This is a genomic window from Paenibacillus zeisoli (assembly GCF_003994465.1).
GTDB classification, from domain to species: Bacteria; Bacillota; Bacilli; order Paenibacillales; family Paenibacillaceae; genus Fontibacillus; species Fontibacillus zeisoli.
This window is the reverse complement of sequence record NZ_RZNX01000001.1, coordinates 1,210,101-1,233,823: the sequence shown is the minus strand read 5'-3', so window position 1 is coordinate 1,233,823 and position 23,723 is coordinate 1,210,101. Positions and strand designations below refer to the sequence as shown.

Genomic DNA, 23,723 nt, shown 5'->3' with positions numbered 1-23,723 from the left:
GAGGGATAACCTATGGTTCAGTTCTTCAGAAATCTGGCCAAAAACAAAGTCATGCTCTTCATGGTGCTGCCAGGCGCCATCTGGTTCTTCTTCTTCTCCTATCTGCCACTGGTCGGCACGATTGTTGCATTCAAGCAGTACCGGTTCAGCAGAGAAGGCTTCTGGGCCAGTATTGCCAAGAGTGAGTGGGTAGGCTGGGACAATTTCAAATTTCTGTTCAGTACGGATGATGCTTATGTAATTACACGGAATACGCTCCTGTACAATATTGCCTTTATTCTGCTCGGGCTTATTCTCTCCGTAGCTATGGCGATTCTTCTCTCGGAGCTGGTTAACAAGCGGCTGGCCAAAATCTATCAAACGGGCATGTTCCTGCCGTATTTTCTCTCCTGGGTCATCGTTGGCTATTTCGCCTTCAGCTTCTTGAGCCTGGATCGCGGCATGCTGAATCAGATTCTGGGTTGGTTCGGGGCCGATCCGGTCCAGTGGTACTCGGAATCCAAGTACTGGCCCTACATTCTGGTTATCGTTAACCTTTGGAAGGCCATCGGCTACAGCAGTGTCGTGTATCTGGCTTCGATCCTGGGGATTGATAAGTCGCTGTATGAGGCGGCCATGATCGACGGCGCGAGCAAGTGGCAGCAGATTCGGAGAATTACAATCCCGATGCTGTCGCCCATTATTATCATCATGACCCTCCTGGCCGTCGGACGTATCTTCTATGCCGATTTCGGCTTGTTCTATCAGGTGCCTAGAGATTCAGGTACGCTCTACTCGGTAACGAATGTCATTGATACTTACGTATATCGGGGACTAAAGACCACCGGGGAGATCGGGATGAGCACCGCAGCCGGGCTGTATCAGTCGATTGTCGGATTTGTTCTGGTTATCGTATCGAACTTTGTTGTCCGCAAGATGGACAAAGACAGTGCATTATTCTAGAACGCGTTATGAAAGGAGTGCCGAGCCATGGCTGAGGTAATTAGAAAAAAACGTGATTTCCATCATATTTCACGCGGCTGGAATTGGGTGCTGAATTTGATTGCGGCTGTGTTTGCTTTCCTTTGTGTATTCCCATTTCTGTTCGTAGTCATCATTTCGCTAACTGATGAGAAGACGCTCGCCAGGGATGGTTATCGGCTGATTCCAGCCAAGTGGAGTCTTGAAGCTTACCGGTTCATCTTCCAGACCGGGGATACGCTGCTGCGTTCCTATGGAGTGACCCTACTTGTAACGGTTCTTGGAACGCTGATCAGTCTGATCCTGATCTCGCTCTATGCCTATGCTATCTCGAGAAAAAGCTTCCGTTACCGGAGATTCTTCGCTATCTTCGCGATTCTGACGATGCTGTTCAACGGCGGTATGATACCGACCTATATGGTTGTAACCCAGCTGCTTAGTCTGAAGGATACGATCTGGGCCATGATTCTTCCGCTGGCCATGAATGCCTTTTATATCATGATTCTGCGCACGTTCTACAGCACCAGTGTACCCGATGCCATTATCGAATCAGGCAAAATCGATGGTGCAGGCGACTTCTACATTTTCCTCAAAATCGTGCTGCCGCTGTCGCTTCCGGGACTTGCAACGATCGGCCTGTTCAGTACGTTGGGGTACTGGAATGATTGGTTCAATGCCCTGCTCTATATTGAGAATCCAAATCTTGTGCCGCTACAGTCCATGCTGATGCGGATTGAATCGAGCATCCAGTTCATTCAGCAGAACTCTGCGAACAGCTCGCTAAGTATGACTGCGCTTCAATCCATCCCGCAGGATACAGCCCGCATGGCTATGGTTGTGCTTGCAACACTTCCGATTGTATTTGCTTATCCGTTCTTCCAGCGTTACTTCGTACAGGGCCTGACGGTCGGTGCGGTCAAGGAATAAAGAGAAGATCACTCTAGTGGGGAGACTGCCGATATGATGACTTACCAAGATAAGACGTACCCGATTGCTGAGCGGGTGGAGAACCTGCTCGGACTTATGACTACGGAAGAGAAGGTAGGTCAGCTGCTTCAACCTTTCGGCTGGCACACCTATGAGAATAGAGATGGGAAGATCACGCTGAACGAGTCGTTCAAGCAGCAGGTTCAGCAGGGCGGAATCGGCTCGTTATACGGGGTTCTTCGGGCTGATCCCTGGACCGGGGTGACGCTGGAGAATGGATTGTCTGCCAGTGAAGGGGCAGAGGCTGTGAATCTCATTCAACGCTATGCCGTGGAGGAGTCCCGTCTCGGGATTCCTATTCTGATTGGTGAGGAATGCTCGCATGGACATATGGCCATCGATGGCACGGTATTTCCGGTTCCTTTATCGGTAGGCAGCACCTGGAATGTGGATTTGTACCGGGAAATGTGCCGGGCAGTCGCCAGGGAGACCCGGGCACAGGGAGGGGCCGTTACGTACTCGCCTGTATTGGATGTAGTCCGGGATCCGCGCTGGGGAAGGACGGAGGAGTGCTTCGGCGAGGATCCCTTCCTGATTGGCGAGTTCGCAGTTGCCTCTGTGGAGGGGCTTCAGGGCGAAGGCCTAGAGAGCGGGAATAGTGTAGCTGCCACGCTCAAGCATTTTGCTGGTTATGGAAGCTCGGAGGGAGGCCGTAATGCAGGTGCTGTACATATGGGTTGGCGCGAGCTGCTTGAGGTAGATCTATACCCATTCAAGAAAGCCATTGAGGCTGGAGCTGCCTCGGTTATGCCGGCTTATAACGAGATTGACGGAATTCCTTGTACCGTAAACACAGAGCTGCTGGACCGGATTCTTCGTCAGGACTGGGGATTCGATGGCATGGTTATTACCGACTGCGGGGCGATCGATATGCTTGCCAGTGGACATGATGTGGCAGAGGATGGATTAGATGCAGCGGTTCAGGCTCTTCGCGCAGGCATTGATATGGAGATGTCCGGCGAGATGTTCGGCAGGCATCTGGTGGATGCCGTTAACCAAGGCCGGCTTGAGCCGGAAATGCTAGATCTCGCGGTCCGGCGGGTGCTTGGACTGAAGTTCAAGCTTGGACTGTTCGAGAATCCATATGTAGATCCGCTGCGGGCGGAGAAGGTGATCGGAAGTCCGGAGCATGTGAAGCTGGCCCGCCAGCTTGCTGCGGAGGGCGTCATCCTTCTGAAGAACGAAGCTGGGACACTCCCGCTGTCCAAGGCAGCGGGGCAAATTGCAGTCATCGGGCCCAATGCGGATCAAGGCTATAACCAGCTGGGAGACTACACTTCACCGCAGGAGAGATCCAAGGTCACTACCGTGCTGCAGGGAATTCGCAGCAAGCGGGTCTCTTCGCCGGATAGCGTGCTGTACGCTCCGGGGTGCCGGATCAGAGGCGATGTCAAGGAAGGCTTCGAGCATGCTCTGAACTGTGCCGCTCAGGCGGATACCGTCATTATGGTTGTGGGCGGATCAAGTGCAAGAGACTTTGGTGAGGGCACGATTGACCTGAAGACCGGTGCTTCCAAGGTATCCGGGAATGCATGGAGCGACATGGACTGCGGGGAAGGGATCGACCGAATGACCCTTGGACTTTCGGGGGTTCAGCTCGAACTGCTTCAGGAGATTCATAAGCTTGGCAGACGGCTTATTGTCGTCTATATCAATGGCCGGCCGATCGTAGAGCCTTGGGTGGATGAGCATGCGGATGCGATTCTCGAAGCTTGGTACCCCGGGCAGGAAGGTGGACACGCGATTGCGGACATCCTGTTCGGGGATGTGAACCCTTCCGGGCGCCTGACGATCTCGGTACCGAAGCATGTCGGGCAGCTGCCGGTATACTATAACGGCAAGCGCACACGCGGAAAAAGGTACCTGGAAGAGGACTCGAAGGCCCGTTATCCCTTCGGTTACGGGCTGAGTTATACGACATTCAGCTACAGCAATTTGAAGCTGAGTGCCGGACGAATCGCAGTCGGGGAGTCTGGAACAGTCAGTGTAGAGGTTACAAATACGGGAAGTTGTGCAGGCTCTGAGGTGGTTCAGCTGTATATCACAGATGCCGTAAGCACCGTGACACGCCCAGGGAAGGAATTAAAGGGCTTCGCCAAGATTGCACTGGAGGCGGGCGAGACCAAGACGGTGTCTTTCAAAATAGGAGCCGAGCAGCTCCAGTATATTGGAAGGAATTTGAAGCCGGTGGTGGAGCCTGGCCTGTTCCGGATCGGAGTAGGCAGGCACTCGGAGGATGTCATGTTCACGGATCTCATCCTGAAGGAGAGTAAGTGATGGAGCGTATTAGAAGATTTATCCGCGAATTGTCGGAGTGTCAGTGGCTGGAGGTTCAAGAGCTCCAAGAATGGGAAATTACTCGCTCCTACTATAAAGCGCCTGGAGAGTATGAGGATGCGGCACCGTATCCGGAAGGACAGCAGCTGCAGCCTTTTCCAAGCAAGCAGGGCACTACCTATTTTTTTAGAAAAAAACTGGATATCCCCGCCAGCTGGATGAATGCCCCATTTGGCCTCGTATTTGAATCCGGCGGGGAGGGACTGCTGCGGGTGAATGGCAGGTCCTTTCAGGGACTGGATCGCAATCATACCTATGTTACCCTGGATCCGTCTAAAGTGGGATCAACGCCCGTGCTCGAGATTGAGCTGTTCGATCCCGTTCCTGAGCCGGTTGACCCGCTGAATCGCCAGGCTGTCATTCAGCCGCCGATTACTTCGGTGACTAGTCTTATGGTACGTCCTAATCATCAGGTGAGAAGCCTCATGTATACCGTTACGGTCATCAGGGATACGGCGCTACTCTTATCTGGAGAGGATTTCCGGCGTACTCGGCTGATCGAAGCCCTGTACCGGGCAATGGATCAATTTATGAATTTGGAAACTAAGGAGATTCATGAGGGGGAATTCATTGCCTCGATCGAAGAGACCTTGGTTCGCGGAGTGAAGGAGGTTGGAGGCAATGCAGAGGGACTGGAGCACATGGTTGGCCAGTCACATATTGACATTGCCTGGCTGTGGCCAGTCCGCGAGACGGTTCGGAAGACGAGCAGAACCTTCTCTACCGTAGACCGGCTGATGGATGAATACCCGGAATATCGATATGCACAGAGCCAGCCGCTCCTGTTTGCCTTCTTGAAGCAGCAAGATCCTGAACTGTATGAGCGGGTCAAAGCAAGAGTTGCCGAAGGACGATGGGAGCTGGTCGGCGGGATGTGGGTTGAACCTGATCTGAATATCCCGAGCGGCGAGTCTCTGATTCGGCAGATGTTATACGGTCAGAGGTTCTACCGTGAGGAGTTCGGTAGAACCTCCCGCATCGAATGGCTTCCGGATACGTTCGGATACTGCGCTTCGCTTCCGCAAATTCTGAAGCACGGCGGAGTGGAGTATTTCATGACGACCAAGCTTGGCTGGAATGACACGAATGTTTTTCCCCATGATCTATTTCACTGGGTCGGCATAGATGGCACTTCCATGCTGTCCTATCTGAATCACGGGGTGAATGAGCACACGCTTCCGAAGGATATTCATGATCATTGGCAATCTTATCGTCAGAAGGCAGCTCATCCTGAGCAGATGCTCCTGTATGGACATGGAGATGGCGGCGGTGGAGTTACCCGGGAAATGCTTGAATATATCGACCGTGCCGAGCTTATGGTAGGCCAGCCTGCAAGCAGATACAGCACGGCCTCCGAATTCTTTGCCGGAATCAGCAAGGCACAGCCGAAGCTGCCCGAGTGGCACGGGGATTTGTACCTTGAACTCCACCGTGGTACTTATACTACCCATGCCCGCAATAAGAGGAAGAACCGCAAAGCAGAGGTGCTGTACCGGGAAGCGGAGCTCTGGAATTCGCTGGCACTGGCAGCCGTGGATAAAGCGAAGGATAAAGCGATGGATAAAGCGATGGACAGAACCATGGACAAAGCCATGGACAAAGCTGCTCAGGCTGAGATCCGTTCAGCTCTGCATGAAGGCTGGAAGCTGATTCTGCTCAATCAGTTCCATGATATTATTCCGGGGTCAGCCATTACGGAAGCCTATGTGACCTCGGAGAAGGAATACACCCAGATCTTCGATTATGGGATTTCGAGTCTGAGACATGGGCTTGAGATCGTTGCCGATCAGGTGAGAACAGATGGATATGGTGAAGGAACCCCCTATATCGTGTTCAACAGTCTGGGCTGGTGCCGCAGTGCGGTAATCCGCATCAGAACCGAAGCGGCGGAGTATGAGCAGGCCTTTAGTGTGTTTGACTCAGAAGGAAGAAAGCTTCCGATTGAGAGGGAGGCAGACGGGGTGACGGTTCTTGTACCGGAAATTCCGGCCTTGGGCTATACCACCATTTGGTTGAAGTCTTGTTCTGAGGAAGTCTTGGGCTCAGGAAGCTCCACTGAGTGGAATAACACCTGGGAGACCGCATTTTACCGGGTGAACTTCAATGATCGGGGCGAGATCACAAGCCTGTACGACAAGGCAGCAGGACGAGAGCTTGTGAAGAAGGGAGAGCGTGCGAACCAGTTCCACTTCTTTCATGATCGTCCAACCCTATGGGATGCCTGGGATCTTGATGACCGCTATGAAGAGCAGGTGGCGGGAGAGGCGCAGCTGCTGGAGCCCCCAACTGTACACGCAGGCACCGTTAGGGATGTGCTGAGGTTCCGCTGGCGGATTCATCAGTCGGAGATCAGACAAGATATGATATTCTATCACAATGACCGCCGAATTGACTTTAGCACCGAGGTGAGCTGGAATGAAGCGCATAAGCTGCTCAAGGTTGGTTTTCCTGTTGACGTGGTTACAGATAAAGCAACGTATGAAATTCCGTTCGGTACCCTGGAGCGCCCAACACACCGGAACACCAGCTGGGAGCAGGCCCAGTATGAAGTGTGCGGCCACCGCTTTGCGGATGTCTCAGAGCACGGGTACGGCGTAAGCCTCTTGAATGACTGCAAATATGGATATGACATTCAGGGAAGTACGATTCGCTTGTCCCTGCTGCGCGCACCGAAATGGCCGGATGTAGAAGCAGATCTGGGAGAACACGAGTTCACTTACTCTCTGTATCCCCATGAGGGAGACTGGCGTACTGCCCATACGCTAAGAAGGGCAGCCGAGCTGAATCACGATGTGTCCGTGCAGCAGACAAGTCGCCATGCGGGTAATCTCCCGGTCAGCGGTTCTCTTATCGAACTTGAGAGCAGGCATGTCATTCTTGATACGGTGAAGCCCGCGGAAGACGGACAGGGGACAATACTCAGATTCTATGAGTCTTCCGGTGGCCGGGAGACGGTGAAGCTGAACTGGCCGTATGCCTTCAAGACGGTATATCTTTCTAACGCGTTGGAGGATCCGGGTGATGTACTAGAGGTGAACGAGAGCCAGATCGAACTTTCCTTCTCACCTTATGAGATTGTCACCATTCTCATTCAATAGGAATCCTACGTATCTAATCTAACCGATCATAATACGTATACACTGGAGCACCTTTTCGTACTAATAAAGGCACCCGTATTGGGTGCCTTTATTGATTTTAACGGATACAAGAATGGTTACAAGGAATGTATCCCAAGTCGTCGAATACTCTACTAGTCTAATGAAATCCATTCGAAGATCAATTTATTTAGGAATCTAATCATGAACAGTGGGAGTGTGGCGAGATGAAGCTGTTTTTCAGGTACAATTGGCAGGTTAGGGAAGAATGGTTCGATTGGTGTGAACAAGTTGCCGCAGAAGAGCTGATTCGTGAACGAATCGGCGGTGTGGGGAGCATTCTGCGTACCCTGCTGCACATTGTAGATGTTGAGCAGTCCTGGATCAGAGGACTAATGGGCGCACCTGAATTCCATTACAGATATGAAGACTATCCTACCCTTGAGTCGGTACGGGAGTTGTCTGACAAATGCAGACTGGAGATCAAGGATTATATTGATAGGTGGTCCGAGGATGAGGAAAAGCGGCAATTGGACTCCTTTACCTATGGCGAGGTGATCCGTCACGTTATCGCTCATGAGATCCATCATATAGGCCAGCTGTCCATCTGGTCGAGAGAGCTGGGACTGACGCCGATCTCGGCTAATTTCATTCGAAGAGGCTTGGGGCAGGCAGAAGAGTGAAGCTGCTCTTATTCAGAACAATAATTTAGTATCTCGCATAATCGCATAGACAGTTAGCAGCCTAGTTCAAATGTCCGGGAACAGAAATTGGCTTGCTGCGGTCAGAGGTGTGAAATGCATCAAACCTCATAGACAGATTGATCTTGATGTACCTGTTGGATGCGGAACGCTATCCTGCACAATGAAGTCAGTTCTTTATTCCAAATAAAGGAGTGATGCTGTCTTATGCCAGTTGTGCGAAAATACGTGAAGTTATTCATGGTGGTCTGTCTCGGATTTGGACTGTCGCTGAGTGAATCCGGCACCGGGAATGCCTCGGCAGGTTCGCCTGTCCTTGAGAAGGAATGGACACAGTTCTATGGGGATTCCTCTAATTACAATGAGCCCCGTGATGTGGCGCCAACGGCAGATGGAGGTATGGTAATTCTGGCTGACAAGACGGGGCGCACGGACTATATTACGAAACTGAATGTGATTAAGACCGATAAGAATGGGACCGTGGAGTGGGACAAGGAATTTTTTGATAATCAATATGACACAGACGCGCTCCACGGCTATACGATTACACAGGTGAGCGATGGCGGTTATATCATTGGGGCAGCTGTTAAAGATAACAGCGATGGGAGACCCATCTACGTTGCCTATCTCCTTAAGTTATCTTCTAGCGGCAGCAAAGAATGGGGCCGAATCTACGTATCTAAAGTAGCAAACCCGGTCAACAGCGTGAGGGAAACCTCGGATGGCGGTTTCATTGTGACCTCTTCGACATATAACAGGTCAGATACGGCTCCAGCATATATTCTTAAGACGGATAGAGATGGAAAGAAGGAATGGGAGCAGACCTTCAGTAATTCCCTCGAAAACTTCGGTGCAGGCCAATCGTTCTGGGATGCCGTCCCGGCGCTAGATGGTGGATACTGGGCCATAGGGGATACCCAGAATGTCAATTTGCCCCGCAGCTATCCGCTGCTTGTAAAGTACAGCTCCTCCGGTAAGTTTGTGTCCAGACGAATTAAAGAGTCCCTAGACTGGGGAAGATTAAGTTACAAACAAATCGAGGCTGCTCCAGAGGGCGATGGGTATACGATGCTGAATGCCGAAGGTCTGTGGAAGGTTGGTAGTGACGGGCAGACTCTATGGAACAAGAGGCTGACGGATTCCTCGCCGGAGCTGTCCGGTACAAGTTTTGACTATCTGAAACCTTCGGATCATGGATATGAAGTCATCGGCAGTACCAAAGATCGTGGTGATCTGGTGACCGTGAAGGTCAGTCTCGGCGGGAAAATAATTTCCGTGCTTCATCAAGATATTCCGGCATCGGCTTCAACCGGTGGATTCAGAGCTTATCTGCCTGATGGAGGTCTTGCCTTATTGGGCACCTCTGAGAATGCCGAACAGCTGAATCTTACGAGTTTCAAATCGGCCCTGCCCGGCGGTGAACCCGGAGAGATCGATGGGGTATTTACTCTTGACTCGGATGAGTACTCCTTAACCGTCAACCAATCGATAGACCTGATAGCCTTGTTCAAGAAATCAGACGGGAGTGTAATCCCCGTGACAGGTGAATCCAAATTCTCCATAGAGCATCCCGAAATCGCCTCCATTGACGAAGCGGGGGATATTACCGGACTCTCTCCGGGCATTACTCAGATTACAGCTGAATACCAAGGATATAAGGCCACAGCCACACTTCTTGTAGTTCGTCCCTATCTGCCCAAATAATTGACTTGAATTGAAGAAGGAATCCATCACACTGTCTTAATTTATTAATCTATATGGCCTGGGATTCCAGGAAAGGAGAACCTACATAACTTGAAACCTTCACACAACAACGGATTCTCCATCGAAATACTCTATGTGCTGGGTATAATCGCTATCTCGTTTGCGGCCATTTTTGTGAAATGGTCGCAGGCTGAGGTATCTATTATTGCCATGTACCGTCTGTTCATCACAGACCTGCTCTTAATTCCGCTGCTCTGGAAATATAGAGTTGAACTCTCTAAGCTGACCCTACGACAGCTCGGCATGCTCTTCGTATCGGGGACTGCGCTGGGACTTCATTTCCTGCTGTGGATGGCCTCCCTTCGCTATACTACGGTGGCCAGTTCAACCGTCATCCTGACCTTAGAGCCGATTATCGTTATGCTCGGCTCTTTCTTCTTGTTCCGCCTGCATTCAAATAGAGCCATGAGAATAGGAATGGCCGTAGCCATTACCGGGTCGCTGGCCATCAGCATGGGGGATTTTACATTATCCGGATCTGCGTTAATTGGGGATGTACTGTCTTTCCTAAGCGTAATTGCGGTGTCTGCCCACCTTCTGATTGGGAAACGGATGCGAGAGAGAACCAGTGCTTATGTCTATAATTTCTCTGTATTTGCCTTTGCAGGTGTCTTCTTGGCTGTCTATAATGCGGTCAATAGTATTCCATTCGGAGGGTATTCGGAGAGAGAGTGGGGGTTGTTCCTGCTGCTTGCCCTAATTCCCACGTTGTTTGGCCATTATTTATTCAATTGGCTGCTGAGGTATATGAATGCTTCTGCCGTGTCCATGGCGGTTCTGGGTGAACCGGTGGTGGCTTCCATTCTGGCTTGGCAGCTACTGGGTGAGAGACTTACTGGGCTGCAGCTGGTGGCCGGGGTGATCATTATTGTGGGGGTCTGGGTGTTTATCCGTTACGGCAGAGAGACAGCCAGGGACTGAGGAGCAGCCAGGGCTTGCTCCTTAGGTTGATCTTTCCACAGATACCCGCATTTTGTCGAAGAACTGGGTCAAGGCTAGTGAAGCAGCCCCGATCACGGTAGCTCCCATATTAAGGTGGGAGAATTCGACCTGAACTTTGTCTTTATGGTAAGGCAGTGCACGTCTCGCAACAGTCTCCCGAATTTCCCCCGCTATCCAAGCTTCGGCCAAGGCAATCCGGTTCCCGATAATGATCAGCTCAGGGTTAAAAATATTAATGATGTTGGCAATTCCTATCCCGAGAAAGCGGCCGTTGTTCTTCAATATAAACCTTGCTTCTTCGTTCCCGCTTTCCGCAAGCTGCACTAGGTGCTCGAGCCTCAGATCATCACCATCCGGTATATAGGCTTTGGCCGCTTCTTTAAGAGTATCTGATTGACGCGCTTCTTCAAGAAGAGCACGCTCGGAGGCATACAGCTCCCAGCAGCCATAATTGCCGCAGCTGCACTGCTTGCCATCTGCTTCAATGGTCGTGTGTCCAGCTTCGCCGGAGTATCCCGATGCCCCTTTATAAATATCTTTATTAATTACGATCCCCGTGCCGATCCCATGACTGACGCTAAGATAGATTAAATGGTCACGATCTGTGCCAGCTCCAAAGGCTTTCTCTCCCTGTGCACCGGCATTGGCCTCGTTATCAATTACCACAGGAATCTGGAACTCCTCCCTGAGCCTTCCTCCCAGATTGACGTTATTCCAATGCAGATTTGGAGCAAAAAGAACCATGCCGTTGTCATCCACAATACCCGGAACACCTACACCAATGCCCACAACTCCGTAATGGCTTTTAGGTGCTGATGCAATTAGTTCATGAATCATTCTGGAGAGAACAGTACAGACGAGCTCAGATTCGATAGATTCAAGCGAAGATTCAATCTGCTGCACAATGCTCCCTTGGAGATCCGTAAGCACGGCCGAGACCATGTCAATTCGCAGATCAACCCCAATTGCATACCCGGCGCGCTGATTAAAGCTAAGCATAACCGGTTTTCTACCGCCGCTGGATTCCCCTTGTCCCATTTCTTCGACTAATCCGTTCTCGATAAGCTGATTGACCAGATTGGAGACCGTCCCTTTATTCAGACCAGATTTGACCGATACGGCTGCTCGCGATATGGGAGAATGCGTTCGGATCAGATCAAGTACGATAGAGCTGTTAATTTGTTTGACCAGGAATTGGTCGCCCGTAAGCTGCCGCATAATTGCACCTCAATATTCCAAAGAGTTAGAAGACCTGCGTTAAAACAGTTCATTTCATTAAGTGTAGAACGTTCATTAAAATTAATCAATAACTTAGTTTATGCAATAGACAAACTAAGTTTGAGGGTGTAAGATATGGGCAGAACCAATTATCATACTGTCTGGGAGGGCATTTGCATGAGTTATTTTTCAAATGTTAATGAAATCGCTTACGAAGGTAAATCCTCTACGAATCCACTAGCTTTCAAGTACTATAACGCACAGGAAATGGTTGGCGGCAAGACGATGGAAGAGCACCTTCGCTTCGCGGTTGCCTATTGGCACACTTTCACAGCTGATGGTACGGACCCCTTCGGAGTAGGTACAGCAGTACGCGGCTGGAATAAATATTCCGGTCTGGATCTGGCCAAAGCCCGGGTTGAAGCTTCATTTGAATTCTACAGCAAGCTGAATGCTCCGTTCTTCTGCTTCCACGACAGGGATATTGCCCCAGAAGGGGAGACGCTGCAGGAGACGAACAAGAATCTGGACGTTATTGTTGATATGATAAAAGAATACATGAAGACCAGCGGCACCAAGCTGCTCTGGAATACAGCGAACATGTTCACGAACCCCCGCTTTACCCACGGCGCAGGTACGACAAGTAACGCAGAGGTCTATGCCTATGCGGCTGCCCAGGTGAAGAAAGGCCTTGAAGTCGGCAAGGAGCTTGGTGCAGAGAACTATGTGTTCTGGGGCGGTCGTGAAGGCTATGAGACTTTGCTAAATACAGATATGGAGTTTGAGCTTGATAATCTTGCCCGCCTCTATCAAATGGCGATTGATTATGCCAAGGAGATTGGCTTCAACGCACAGTTCCTGATTGAGCCCAAACCGAAAGAGCCAACCAAGCACCAGTACGACTTTGATGCGGCTACTACACTTGCCTTCCTGCACAGATATGGTCTTAAGGATCATTTCAAGCTGAACCTTGAGGCTAACCATGCCACGCTTGCCGGACATACTTTCGAACATGAGCTCCGGGTTGCCCGGATCAATGGCGTGCTGGGCTCGCTGGATGCGAACCAGGGGGATATGCTGCTCGGATGGGATACGGACGAATTCCCGCAGGATCTTTATACGACTACACTGACCATGTATGAAGTGCTGAAGAACGGCGGCATCGGCCGCGGGGGCGTGAACTTTGATGCGAAGGTCCGCCGCGGTTCCTTCGAGCCCGAGGATTTGTTCTATGCCCACATTGCGGGGATGGATGCGTATGCCAAGGGACTTAAAGTAGCGGCCAAAATGATAGAGGACCGCGTGTTTGAGAATGTGATTGAGGAACGCTATGCTACGTTCAAGGAAGGCATCGGACAGGATATTGTATCCGGCAAGGCAACTCTGCAATCCCTTGAGGCTCATGCGCTTCAGAACAATCCTGTTAACAACAAATCAGGCCGACTGGAACTGATTCGCTCTGTATTTAACCAATATATCCTGGGCGATCTATAGAATAGATGTGTAGTCAATTTGATCTTCGGGATACACCCGGCCAGCGATAAGGAGTGTACTCTATGAAATATGTAATCGGAATTGATCTGGGCACCAGCTCCGTTAAGGTTCTGCTGGTAGATCAGGAGGGCAGCATCCGGGGCGAAGCCTCGGAGTCTTACTCCTTGATCCAGCTGAAGTCTGGCTATAGTGAGCAGGATCCCGAGCTGTGGGTGACTCAGACAGCCAAGGCCCTTAACCGACTCGTCACCGAGACGAATGTACCGCGTGAAGATATCGGGGGGATCAGCTTCTCGGGACAGATGCATGGTCTGGTCCTGCTGGATCAGGAGCATCGTGTACTCCGCCATGCTATCCTATGGAATGATACACGGACAACGAAGCAGTGCCGTGAGATTGAGCAGAAGCTCGGTGAGAACCTACTTAAATATGCGAAGAATCCCGCACTTGAAGGATTCACGCTGCCCAAGCTGCTGTGGGTAAGGGAGCATGAGCCGGAAGTTTACAGCCAAGCTGCGACTTTTCTGCTCCCCAAAGATTACCTTCGGTATCGCCTTACAGGAAGAATCTCCATGGAGTATTCGGATGCAGCAGGTACGCTGATGCTGGATGTGTCCGCCAAGCGCTGGAGTCCGGAAATTCTGGAAGCCTTCGATATTCCGCAGCATCTCTGTCCTGAGCTTACAGGCTCCGATGAGAGAGTAGGAACCCTTCTTCCTGTGATGACAGAGCTTACAGGTCTTGGTGAGCATGTCCAAGTATTTGCCGGTGGTGCGGATAACGCGTGCGGAGCTATCGGAGCAGGCATACTGCGTCCAGGTGAGACACTGTGCAGTATCGGCACCTCGGGTGTTGTGCTCTCCTATGAGGAGAATCCTGATGCAGATTACGAAGGCCGGCTGCATTTCTTCAATCATGGGAAGCCAGATGCCTTCTACGCGATGGGAGTGACACTTGCCGCGGGCAACAGCTTGACCTGGTTCAAGGATACGTTCGCACAAGGTCTGTCCTTCGATGAGCTGCTTCGTAATCTGGACCAGATTCCTCCTGGAGCAGGCGGACTCTTGTTCACACCATATTTGTCAGGTGAGCGTACTCCGCATGCGGATGCCGTGATACGAGGCAGCTTTATTGGGATGGATGCCGGGCACAGCCGGGATCACTTTGTGAGGGCAGTCGTTGAAGGTATTACATTCTCTCTGGCAGAATCCATTCATACTCTCAGGAATTCAGGTCAGCAGATATTGTCCATTGTCTCGATTGGCGGCGGAGCGAGGAATGAAACGTGGCTGCAAATTCAAGCGGATGTCTTCGATGCAGAGATCGTCCGCCTGGAGAGTGAGCAGGGACCAGCCCTTGGCGCAGCGATGCTGGCAGCGTTCGGTCTGAAGTGGTATGAATCCCTTGAAGACTGCGCAGCGGCATTTATCCGGCATTCCAAAACCTATAAGCCCAACCCGGAACGGGTACAGGTCTATGCTGACCTGTTCAAGATTTATCAGCGCGTCTATGCAGATACGAAGCAGCTGAACAAGAGCTTGGAAGCATACCGGGCTTAGAGATAGTGTGGCAGCTCAGCAGACATACAGAAGAGTATTGAAACACAATAGGCGTACAGTAGAGTAAGAAGAAAGACTAGACTACAGTGGAGTTTAGAAGCAAACTAGACGTACAGAGGAGTATGAACTTACTAGACATACTAGGCATATAGAGGAGTAAGGAGCACCCTAGACACTCTAAGGAGTATGGAAGTATACCAACATAGAGTGAATTGTAGAAGCACACCAGAGATAAATCTAAGTGCTGCCAAAGAATAGAGAGCCGAATCCACAATCAGGGTCCACAAAGCCATTGTTATGGCAATGTGGACCCTTTTGCATGATGCGACTATTGGACGCTTGAGCTTGGTGGGGTACTTTTTGTAGTCTGAACCAAGAGGATCTACGTGTGCAGAGAAGGTGCGAACCGCATTGCTCCGCCTTCTTGGTAAGCATTTGTCATCCTAGGCGTAGGGTTTGTCCAGTCTCTACAAGAGTCTTAATATTGCTGAGAATCATGGGCCAGGCGTTCTGGCTTCCCTGGTAGGAGGGATCATCCTTGTGCCAATTATCATGGATCAACGTAAGCTTGGTTGTCCCCCCCACAGGTTCAAGCAGCCATGAGATTCGTGATTCATAATTCTCGGAATCCGGTTCTTTAAGATAAGAAGGGCCAACCTTGTGTGTGAATCGGAACGCCTTCTGAGGACTGAACTCCAATACAGTTCCGAACACGTGAAGAGTATTCTCTCCATCATTTCCTGGACCGATATACTCCAGAAGGTCCCCCTCATTGAAGGTAGAGTGAATCACACTGCCATAGTAAATCTGCTGCACCTGATGGGGAGCAACCAGAGCCTCCCATACCTTTTCCGGAGAGCCCCCGATATAGATTTCATATTTCAATTCCAGCATGTCAATGACCTCCTCAATTCTTATATGAGATACATATACTAAGTATCTTCGCCAAGTATAGAACAAGATCACTGTCAGCTGCTGTCAGTCATGTCCAGGCTGCTCATAATGTTCAAGCATGTCGGTTAGGACCTCGACCATTCTTTGCTGAAGACTTGCAGGTTCGAGTATGCGGATTGCCCTGCCGTAAGATAATAAGAAATAGGGAGCAAAGGTCTGAATGGACTCTTCCGTCAATCTGAACAGGATTTCTCCGTTCTCAGAGCTGACAAGGGTATGGGAGAACAACCAGTGCCTGCTAAGTTCGTTCAGCGCTCCTTCCTGCCCGGATATCCTTACATCGATCAGGGCGGATTCTTCCTCGGATCCGGGCAGGAGAGAGCTCATGAAGAATTGGCTGGCAGAGAAGGATTCGGGTGGCGCAAAGTTCAGCTTCGTGATCGACATCGCCTGTATCCGGTCCACGCGGAAGCTCCGGATTTCCCTTCGTTGATGACAGTAGCCGACTGCGTACCAGCTCCCTTTCCATTGTACTAGCCCATAGGGATCGAGAAGACGCTCTGCAGCTGCCGTAAGACTTCTTTTGGCATAAGTCATGCTAATGGTCAAACCTTCCGCCGCACATTTGCTCAGCAGTTGAAGATCATCCTCGAACTTTTTGGATGAAGGAGTGATGACCCCAATCCGGTTCTCATGAAGCTGCACGTGCTGAAGCTGATTCGGACCGATATAAGTTTTGAGCTTAGAAATAGCCCGGTTCAGATGATCTGGAAATGGGTAACCAGCATCCTGTGCGATCTGTGCCGCCTGAACGAGACTTTTTTGCTCGTCAGGGTCGAAGAGCAGCGGAGCAGACTGGAAATGCTCCATCAGGCGATAGCCGCCATGATGCCCAGAATCCGCGATAATAGGAACTCCGCTGGCACACAGAGAATCGATATACCTATAGACTGAACGAACACTAATCTCCAGTTCTTCGGCCAGCTCGCGGGCCGTGGTTCTTTGGCGGGTCTGGAGAATCCATAGTATAGACATCATGTAATCCGATTTGGCCATTTAAGGAATCACCTTCTTCATTAATCATGGGTTTTGGGTTAAGCTTCCAACTGCCATATTCCACAAGCAGACGGAGATGTCCTTGCGAAATCAGAAAACCGGTCCCTGGAAAGACCCGTTATACCCCTGATTAGGCTATCTGTGATACAATGCACACGCTTACTTTTTGGGTATATAATATAATAGAACTGTAACTCCATATATAGGGGGAGTAGATATGAAGGTCAGAGATTTCATGATTACAAGTCCCGTTACGGTAAGCAGTACAACTTCACTTAGAGAACTGCTTCAAAGGCTGGTTGATAAGCGGATAGGCGGCGCGCCTGTCGTGAATGACAGTAACAAACTGCTTGGGATGATCAGTGATGGTGACGTCATTCGCTATCTCAAGCCAAGCACGGGCCGCGTCTATGATTTCTTCAGTTATGTAATCCAGACGGAGACAGAAACCTTGGACAGCTCCGTGATGAATAAGCTTGAAACTTCGGTTGGCCAGGTAATGGTCAGCAAAAATTTATACACCGTATCACCGGATGATCCTTTGGAAAGAGCCATTGAAATACTGGGTACGCATCACTTCAAGAAAATCCCTGTTGTCGATTCCGATGGAACTATCGTAGGTGTGATTAGCAGGGGAGATGTGATTCGCCAGCTGGTGAATTCATTTGTTCTTAACTCGTAATTCGGTTCGATATGCATAAGACCTTGGCACCTTATTGTGGCGCCAAGGTCTTTCTTTGTAAACCTGAATATAGAAAGCTATAAGTCTGATTTCTTGTCTTTTTTCATCTCTACTCGTTCTCCCAGCGCTTGAAATACCTCGTCAATCGTTTTTATCCGCTCCTCAACTCTTTTTGCTGCTGCATCCAAGGTGAAACCATCGTCAAGCAGTTCTTTTACCAGAATAATTTTTTTAATGCTCATATAGTCGTATTTTCGGGTCGATCCTTCCCCCTCTTTTACAGAGTGGATCACGCCTTTTTCTTCCCAATATCGAATCTGCCTTTGTGGAACTCCCGTTATATCAGACACTTCCCCTATGCCAATGACTAATTTTTTTAACAAGGCCAGATCAAGCATAGGATCTATTGATTCTTTCATCATGTTCACCCTCTGAGTTCATTTATTGTAACTAGTCTACAATATGTGAATGCTGTTAACAACTTTAGTTATATTATTGACTTAAATTGTAGATATGTTACAATCTGCGTAGAAATATTACATTATATTTGTTGATCTATTGTGGAGAGGAGGGGCGATTTGGGCTTGGCAGATTGTTTGAATTGACTCGATGTCATTGGAATACAGTCCTATTGGTACGGTCGACGATCTTAGAGTTTGAAGAAAAAAATAGATGAGGTGTAGAACATGGATCATACGAGAACAGAAGATGTGATAGATGAGCAGGAGTATCGCCAAGTATTGAAGCGGATGTTGAAACTTGTATCTGTACCTGAAGGTTATGCTTTTCAGCATGTACAATGTCAACAACAAAATAATAACGAGGTATGGGTTTTTCGTTATGAGAAAGATTCAGGAGACAATAGCGGCATAGGGGGAGAGCATTACTCCTTTGTTATGCAGGAAAATAATCATAAGCTCCTCGGAATCACTTGGATGGACGAGAGTCTTTCATACGGCAACCTTCCCTCCAAAGAGGAAACGGAAGAGCTGGCTGAGTCTTTTTTGAACAAAATAGAGCCAGGGCTGTTTGAACGGTTGGAACATAAATGGACCGATCTTCATCATGAAACGATCCTTGTTAGAAATCACGATGGGGAACACGAGGAAGTGGTCGTGACTGGAATGAAATACAAATGCTATCTAAGAGACGAGCAGAATTATGCCTGGGTTATATTTGGCCCCGGGGGACAACTGATTACGTTTGAACAGGGAATCTATTGGGAGGGAGGCAGAGTTACGGAAAAATGGCTTCACGATAGTTAGCTTCAGCAAGAGAATCAAACGGGATCGTAGGAAACACATAAAGCATGTGGAAAAGGAGCAAGTTCACCTCATGAAAATTAAAGTTCTCGTACTGACGATCGCTGCCTTCACCGTTGGTCTTGTAGAATTGATTATAGGCGGTGTACTGCCGCAAATTGCCGGTGACCTTGGCGTCCCTGTCAGTACGGCCGGTCAGCTCATTACAGCTTATGCCCTCGTATACGCCATATCCGGGCCTGTACTTATAGCACTGACGTCCAAGGCCGAGCGCCGCAAGCTGTATTTATGGTCATTGGTTGTTTTTGTCCTTGGAAGCCTGCTTGCTTTTTGGAGCCCGAGTTTTGGTGTTCTGCTGATTTCACGTTTTGTTACAGCGGCCAGCGGCTCGTTGATTACAACCTTGTCACTGACCATTGCCGTAAGATCGGTGCCGGAAAAGTTCCGAGCTCGTGTACTTGGTGTCATATCGATGGGCATGAGCTCGGCCATCGTACTCGGCCTTCCTTTGGGCGTTCTGGCTGCCGACCGGTTTGGCTGGCGTGTGCTGTTTCTGTTCATTGCCGTTTTTGCCTTGTTGACCCTGCTTGTTGTATACAAACTCATGACGCCGATCGAGCCGCAGCACGTGATGCCGCTCCGCCAGCAGCTTACCTCGCTGAAGAATATTCGGGTTGCGGGGGCTCATGTAGTAACGCTGCTGATGATGGCGGGACACTATACGCTGTACGCCTACTTTACGCCATTCCTGGAAAGCATCATGCATATGGGGGCTTCCTGGATCAGTATCGTTTACTTTTTCTTCGGTGCCTCGGCCGTGGCGGGCGGTATGATCGGCGGTATACTATCGGATACGATTGGCGTGAAGCGGAGTATTTTGATTATCGTCGGCGTGTTTTCACTGCCTCTGTTCATTTTGCCCTTTACAGCTTCGCTATTCCCTCTGTTTGCAGTGCTGATCTTTATTTGGGGGGCGTCAAGTTGGGCATTGGCTCCTGCGCAGCAAAGTTATCTGATTGAAACGGCACCGGAAACGTCAGAAATTCAACAGAGCTTTAACTTTTCCGCCCTGCATGCGGGTATCGCAGCTGGATCGGCCATCGGTGGTATTGTAATCCATCGCACTTCATCCGCAGCGTACAATGCTTGGTTCGGCGGAGTCATTGTCATGCTGGCTTTTGTCGCAGCTTTATATACGCTATATCATAAACCTTCACTCCGACATTCAGGGAAAGTAGGGCATGAAAGCGTTGATTTATAATCCCAACTAATTTAGGCCGATGATGGGGCGCCGACACTGCAGGAAGGACCTGCTGTCGTAGGGAAGGCACGGTCGCGCCACTTGCACGGTTCCGCAGCGGAGAAGAGATTTAGGTTACCGTGTCCACACCGCTGATGCTGTGCGGCGAGCGGCATGTCGAGTCCGAAAACCGCGCATGACCGCCCTCTGAATGCCGAAGATGACGTGTTGCTTTGCGTGCAGCCTGTTCATAAATGCAAACAAGGAAGTGCCGCTTAATCAGCGACACTTCCATGTTTGTAAATGGTAACTTGATTCCGCCCTCTAAGGCTTTGGCGCGAGGAGTCTCTGGCTGTGCCCATCCACCCGGCAAAACAGATGCCCACACAAGGTTATTCGCAAATCGCCTTAGAAACTCGGGATAAATACTGCTGCCAAGGCATAGTCTGCCGCAAGTTCAGAACTTAGCTTCGCTCCAGAATCGTATTCAGTGTTGTCCGGTCCAGTCCGCGTACCAGCTTGATCAACAACTCCTTGGCTGCCGCATAATCGTCGGTATGGAGGATAGAGGACGAGGTGTGGATATAACGCGAACATACGCCTATGATTGTAGAGGGTACGCCGATGCCGCTCAGGTGCACCTGGCCGGCATCCGTTCCGCCCGGAGATACGAAGTATTGGTACTTAATTTTGTGAGTGTCGGCTGTATCCTGTACATATTCAACCAAACCGCGGTGTGTCAGCATTGTCGGGTCCAAAATACGGAGCAGGGCACCCTCGCCCAATTGTCCGAATTGCCGTTTGTCTCCTGTCATATCATTCGCTGCGCTTGCATCCAGTCCGAAGAAGATATCCGGCTGAATCAAATTGGCTGAAGTGCGCGCACCTCGAAGACCAAGCTCTTCCTGAACCGTGGCCCCGGCATACAGAATATTGGGGAGCTTCTCCTGATGAAGGGCCTCCATGAGTTCGATGGCGAGACCGACCCCGTAACGATTATCCCATGCCTTCGCCATAATTTTCTTCGGATTGGCCAGAGGAGTGAACTCACAGATCGGGACGATCTGAAGACCAGGGCGTACTCCGAAGCTCTCAGCCTCCTCCTTGCTGTCTGCCCCAATGTCCAGATACATAGTCTTGAGGTCTACAGGTTTGCTTCGCATAGCATCATCAATCAGGTGAGTTGGAATCGAACCGACTACTCCAACTATACGTCCCTTGGGGGTAATAATCTGAAGCCGTTGAGCAAGAACAGCCTGGCTCCACCATCCGCCCAGAGGGGTGAAGGAGACCATCCCGTTAGGGCTTATGCCGGTAACCATAAACCCGACTTCGTCCATATGCCCGGCAACCATCACCTTAGGGCCTTGCTCGTCTCCACGGAGAACACCGAACAGACTTCCGAGTCGATCCTGCACGAATTCTTCAGTATAGGAAGAGAGCTGCTCTTTCACATAGCTGCGAAGCTCCCGTTCAAAGCCAGGTGCTGAAGGGAATTCGGTCAAAGTCCGAAATAGCTCAAGTGTTTGTTCATTCATTTTTATGTACTCCCCTTTCATTCAATATTTCCAGTATGAACTACGAATTCCGCCTTGTCGAGTTCAGCGGCTTAAGGTCATTAGACATGCACATAAGCCTCCCGGCGGCATACGATGTGATGGGAAGGTCCTGCTTGGGGGGAATCTAATTCATGACAATTGTACAATTGAAAAAACTGCTTGTAATCTGTCTGCTGTTCATTTTACTTGTTATTGTGCTCTATTTTTTTGAAAGACAGTCTCGTCTGCTGCTGATGTACTAAACAGCCTCCTGCCGGAGGCTGTTTTTTTTAGGTTTAGCTTGGGTATATGGATGATTTACCAATCATAACAATCCACGCACTGACAAATAATGATGGGGACGAGTTACTGCGACAATTTTTGAAGGAGGGGCGAGTAGATGATATTTCTCTGGGCATTTATTATTGGAGGTTTATTTTGTGTCGTTGGTCAGCTTATGTTTGACGTATTTAAGCTTACACCGGCTCATACGATGAGCACACTAGTGGTCATTGGAGCGCTCATGGATGCATTTGGCTGGTATGAACCTTTGGTCAAATTTGCGGGTGCCGGCGCCTCGGTTCCGATTACTAGCTTCGGGAACGCACTTGTTCACGGAGCTATGACAGAACTGCAAAAGGATGGATGGATCGGGATAGTTACCGGGATATTTGAGGTAACAAGCGCAGGGATTTCCTCTGCGATCATATTCTCGTTCCTTGCTGCATTAATTGTTCGTCCCAAAGGATAAGAATCGACTAGCTTAGGGGTGCACCAACAGCCAAACAAATGGCTGCGGGAGGCACCTCTTTTTTTGTGTAAAAAAGCCTTAGCAGGTGTTCTGACCCATGCTAAACGAACAGAGCCATGCATCCCTGGCGTATTTTTGGAATTTGCTCCAATACGTTTGGTAAGCGATGGAACTGTACGCAGGCCAGTTACATCATGTACAATAGGAAGATATATACAGGCTTAATGTATATTGTAATTTTGTGAACTTATTTTGATGAGGAGGAAAGTCAGGCATGACGTTGATGAGAGAATCCGTACAGATCGTTACAGCCATCAAATCAAATCTGGAATCATGTATATTAGGGAAATCCTTTGAAATAAAGCTCTTGTTGACTTCACTCTTTGCCGGAGGGCATGTTCTGATTGAAGATGTGCCAGGGACGGGGAAAACCCAGCTGATCAAGGCTCTGGCCAGATCCATGAATGGGGAATACCGGAGAATCCAGTGTAATCCTGATATTCTCCCAAGTGATATTACGGGGGTCTCCGTATTTCACCCGCATGAAGAACGCTTCGTATTTCGGCCAGGCCCTGTAATGACTAATATTCTTCTTGCCGATGAGATTAACCGGGCAACCACGAAGACGCAGTCGGCCCTGCTTGAGGTTATGGAAGAGCGAAATGTAACGGTGGATGGAGTGACCTATGGGCTGCCAAATCCATTTATGCTGTGCGCAACCCAGAACCCGATTGATTTTGAAGGAACATATATGCTGCCTGAAGCCCAGCTCGACCGTTTCATGATGAAGCTTCGTATGGGGTACCCGGATGAGAATACCGAGAGATCCATGCTCCACTCCCACCAGAAGGGACAGCCTGTAGATCAGCTTGAGCCTGTGACACAGATGGACGAAATTGCCCGTATCCAAGAAGAAGTTAGGCATGTGCATATGGATGATGCAGTGCTGAATTATCTGCTGGAGATCGTGCGTCGTACCCGGGAACATGAGGGTGTATTGCTTGGTGCCAGTCCAAGGGCTTCCCTAGCGTTTCTTAATGCAGTGAAAGCGTATGCATTCCTGAGTGAACGAAGCTATGTTCTTCCTGATGATATCAAGACTCTGGCTCCCTTTGTTCTGGGTCACCGGATTCTACTTCGCCCGGAAGCAAGACTGGACAGCCTGAACGCGGACACGGTCTTGCAGAATATTCTTAGACAAGTCTACGTCCCGGTTTCTGTGGAGCGATAAGCCTGTGGATCG

At 49.8% G+C, this 23,723-nt stretch carries 19 protein-coding genes; 14 read left to right on the top strand and 5 right to left on the bottom strand.

Annotated features, from left to right (window positions below; genetic code table 11):
• Positions 1-12: 12 nt before the first annotated feature.
• From EJP77_RS05865 to EJP77_RS05835, 7 genes are all read left to right on the top strand, one after another.
• Complete coding sequence (locus EJP77_RS05865) at positions 13-942, top strand: ABC transporter permease (RefSeq protein ID WP_127198185.1); 930 nt, start codon at positions 13-15, stop codon at positions 940-942.
• A 27-nt stretch (positions 943-969) separates the two neighbouring features.
• Complete coding sequence (locus EJP77_RS05860) at positions 970-1,887, top strand: carbohydrate ABC transporter permease (RefSeq protein WP_127198184.1); 918 nt, start codon at positions 970-972, stop codon at positions 1,885-1,887.
• Positions 1,888-1,920: 33 nt separating this feature from the next.
• Positions 1,921-4,224, top strand: a complete 2,304-nt coding sequence (locus tag EJP77_RS05855) for a glycoside hydrolase family 3 N-terminal domain-containing protein (RefSeq protein ID WP_185897162.1) — start codon at positions 1,921-1,923, stop codon at positions 4,222-4,224.
• Entirely contained in the window at positions 4,224-7,382 is a 3,159-nt protein-coding gene (locus EJP77_RS05850) for an alpha-mannosidase (protein WP_127198183.1), read from the top strand. Before EJP77_RS05855 ends, EJP77_RS05850 begins: the two co-directional genes overlap by 1 nt.
• A gap of 224 nt (positions 7,383-7,606) precedes the next feature.
• Positions 7,607-8,062 (top strand): DinB family protein, encoded by a 456-nt coding sequence (locus EJP77_RS05845; protein WP_127198182.1) that lies wholly within the window; start codon positions 7,607-7,609, stop codon positions 8,060-8,062.
• A gap of 225 nt (positions 8,063-8,287) precedes the next feature.
• A complete protein-coding gene (locus EJP77_RS05840; protein WP_127198181.1) occupies positions 8,288-9,784 on the top strand; it encodes a hypothetical protein in 1,497 nt (498 codons plus the stop codon).
• Positions 9,785-9,874: 90 nt separating this feature from the next.
• Positions 9,875-10,765: a DMT family transporter gene (locus EJP77_RS05835; protein WP_127198180.1), complete on the top strand. Its 891-nt coding sequence runs from the start codon at positions 9,875-9,877 to the stop codon at positions 10,763-10,765.
• Between the two features lie 21 nt (positions 10,766-10,786).
• On the opposite strand, the gene EJP77_RS05830 is transcribed toward EJP77_RS05835, so the two are convergent.
• Positions 10,787-12,004 (bottom strand): ROK family transcriptional regulator, encoded by a 1,218-nt coding sequence (locus EJP77_RS05830; protein ID WP_127198179.1) that lies wholly within the window; start codon positions 12,002-12,004, stop codon positions 10,787-10,789.
• A gap of 177 nt (positions 12,005-12,181) precedes the next feature.
• On the opposite strand from EJP77_RS05830, the gene xylA reads away from it, so the two are divergent.
• On the top strand, positions 12,182-13,498 hold the full coding sequence (gene xylA / locus EJP77_RS05825) for a xylose isomerase (protein WP_127198178.1): 1,317 nt from the start codon (positions 12,182-12,184) through the stop codon (positions 13,496-13,498).
• Between the two features lie 62 nt (positions 13,499-13,560).
• Positions 13,561-15,057, top strand: coding sequence for a xylulokinase (xylB, locus tag EJP77_RS05820; protein ID WP_127198177.1), 1,497 nt, complete (start codon positions 13,561-13,563; stop codon positions 15,055-15,057).
• Positions 15,058-15,495: 438 nt separating this feature from the next.
• Here the strand turns inward: xylB and EJP77_RS05815 are convergent, their stop codons facing one another.
• Both EJP77_RS05815 and EJP77_RS05810 read right to left on the bottom strand, forming a co-directional pair.
• Positions 15,496-15,951: an SRPBCC domain-containing protein gene (locus EJP77_RS05815; RefSeq protein ID WP_127198176.1), complete on the bottom strand. Its 456-nt coding sequence runs from the start codon at positions 15,949-15,951 to the stop codon at positions 15,496-15,498.
• Between the two features lie 84 nt (positions 15,952-16,035).
• Entirely contained in the window at positions 16,036-17,007 is a 972-nt protein-coding gene (locus EJP77_RS05810) for a helix-turn-helix transcriptional regulator (protein WP_127198175.1), read from the bottom strand.
• Positions 17,008-17,224: 217 nt separating this feature from the next.
• Between EJP77_RS05810 and EJP77_RS05805 the strand changes: the two genes are divergently transcribed.
• Positions 17,225-17,689, top strand: coding sequence for a CBS domain-containing protein (locus tag EJP77_RS05805; protein WP_127198174.1), 465 nt, complete (start codon positions 17,225-17,227; stop codon positions 17,687-17,689).
• Between the two features lie 77 nt (positions 17,690-17,766).
• On the opposite strand, the gene EJP77_RS05800 is transcribed toward EJP77_RS05805, so the two are convergent.
• Positions 17,767-18,111 carry a MerR family transcriptional regulator gene (locus tag EJP77_RS05800; RefSeq protein WP_221885997.1) on the bottom strand — a complete coding sequence of 115 codons (345 nt, stop codon included), beginning with the start codon at positions 18,109-18,111 and terminating at the stop codon, positions 17,767-17,769.
• A 264-nt stretch (positions 18,112-18,375) separates the two neighbouring features.
• Between EJP77_RS05800 and EJP77_RS05795 the strand changes: the two genes are divergently transcribed.
• Together EJP77_RS05795 and EJP77_RS05790 are read left to right on the top strand one after the other, a co-directional pair.
• On the top strand, positions 18,376-18,954 hold the full coding sequence (locus tag EJP77_RS05795) for a YcdB/YcdC domain-containing protein (RefSeq protein WP_127198173.1): 579 nt from the start codon (positions 18,376-18,378) through the stop codon (positions 18,952-18,954).
• 70 nt (positions 18,955-19,024) lie between these two features.
• A complete protein-coding gene (locus EJP77_RS05790) occupies positions 19,025-20,212 on the top strand; it encodes an MFS transporter (protein WP_127198172.1) in 1,188 nt (395 codons plus the stop codon).
• 443 nt (positions 20,213-20,655) lie between these two features.
• Here EJP77_RS05790 and EJP77_RS05785 read toward each other — a convergent pair whose 3' ends face one another.
• Positions 20,656-21,729 (bottom strand): M42 family metallopeptidase, encoded by a 1,074-nt coding sequence (locus tag EJP77_RS05785; protein WP_127198171.1) that lies wholly within the window; start codon positions 21,727-21,729, stop codon positions 20,656-20,658.
• Positions 21,730-22,129: 400 nt separating this feature from the next.
• On the opposite strand from EJP77_RS05785, the gene spoVAE reads away from it, so the two are divergent.
• Complete coding sequence (gene spoVAE / locus EJP77_RS05780; protein ID WP_127198170.1) at positions 22,130-22,480, top strand: stage V sporulation protein AE; 351 nt, start codon at positions 22,130-22,132, stop codon at positions 22,478-22,480.
• A 274-nt stretch (positions 22,481-22,754) separates the two neighbouring features.
• Positions 22,755-23,711: an AAA family ATPase gene (locus EJP77_RS05775; RefSeq protein ID WP_127198169.1), complete on the top strand. Its 957-nt coding sequence runs from the start codon at positions 22,755-22,757 to the stop codon at positions 23,709-23,711.
• Positions 23,712-23,723: the final 12 nt, after the last annotated feature.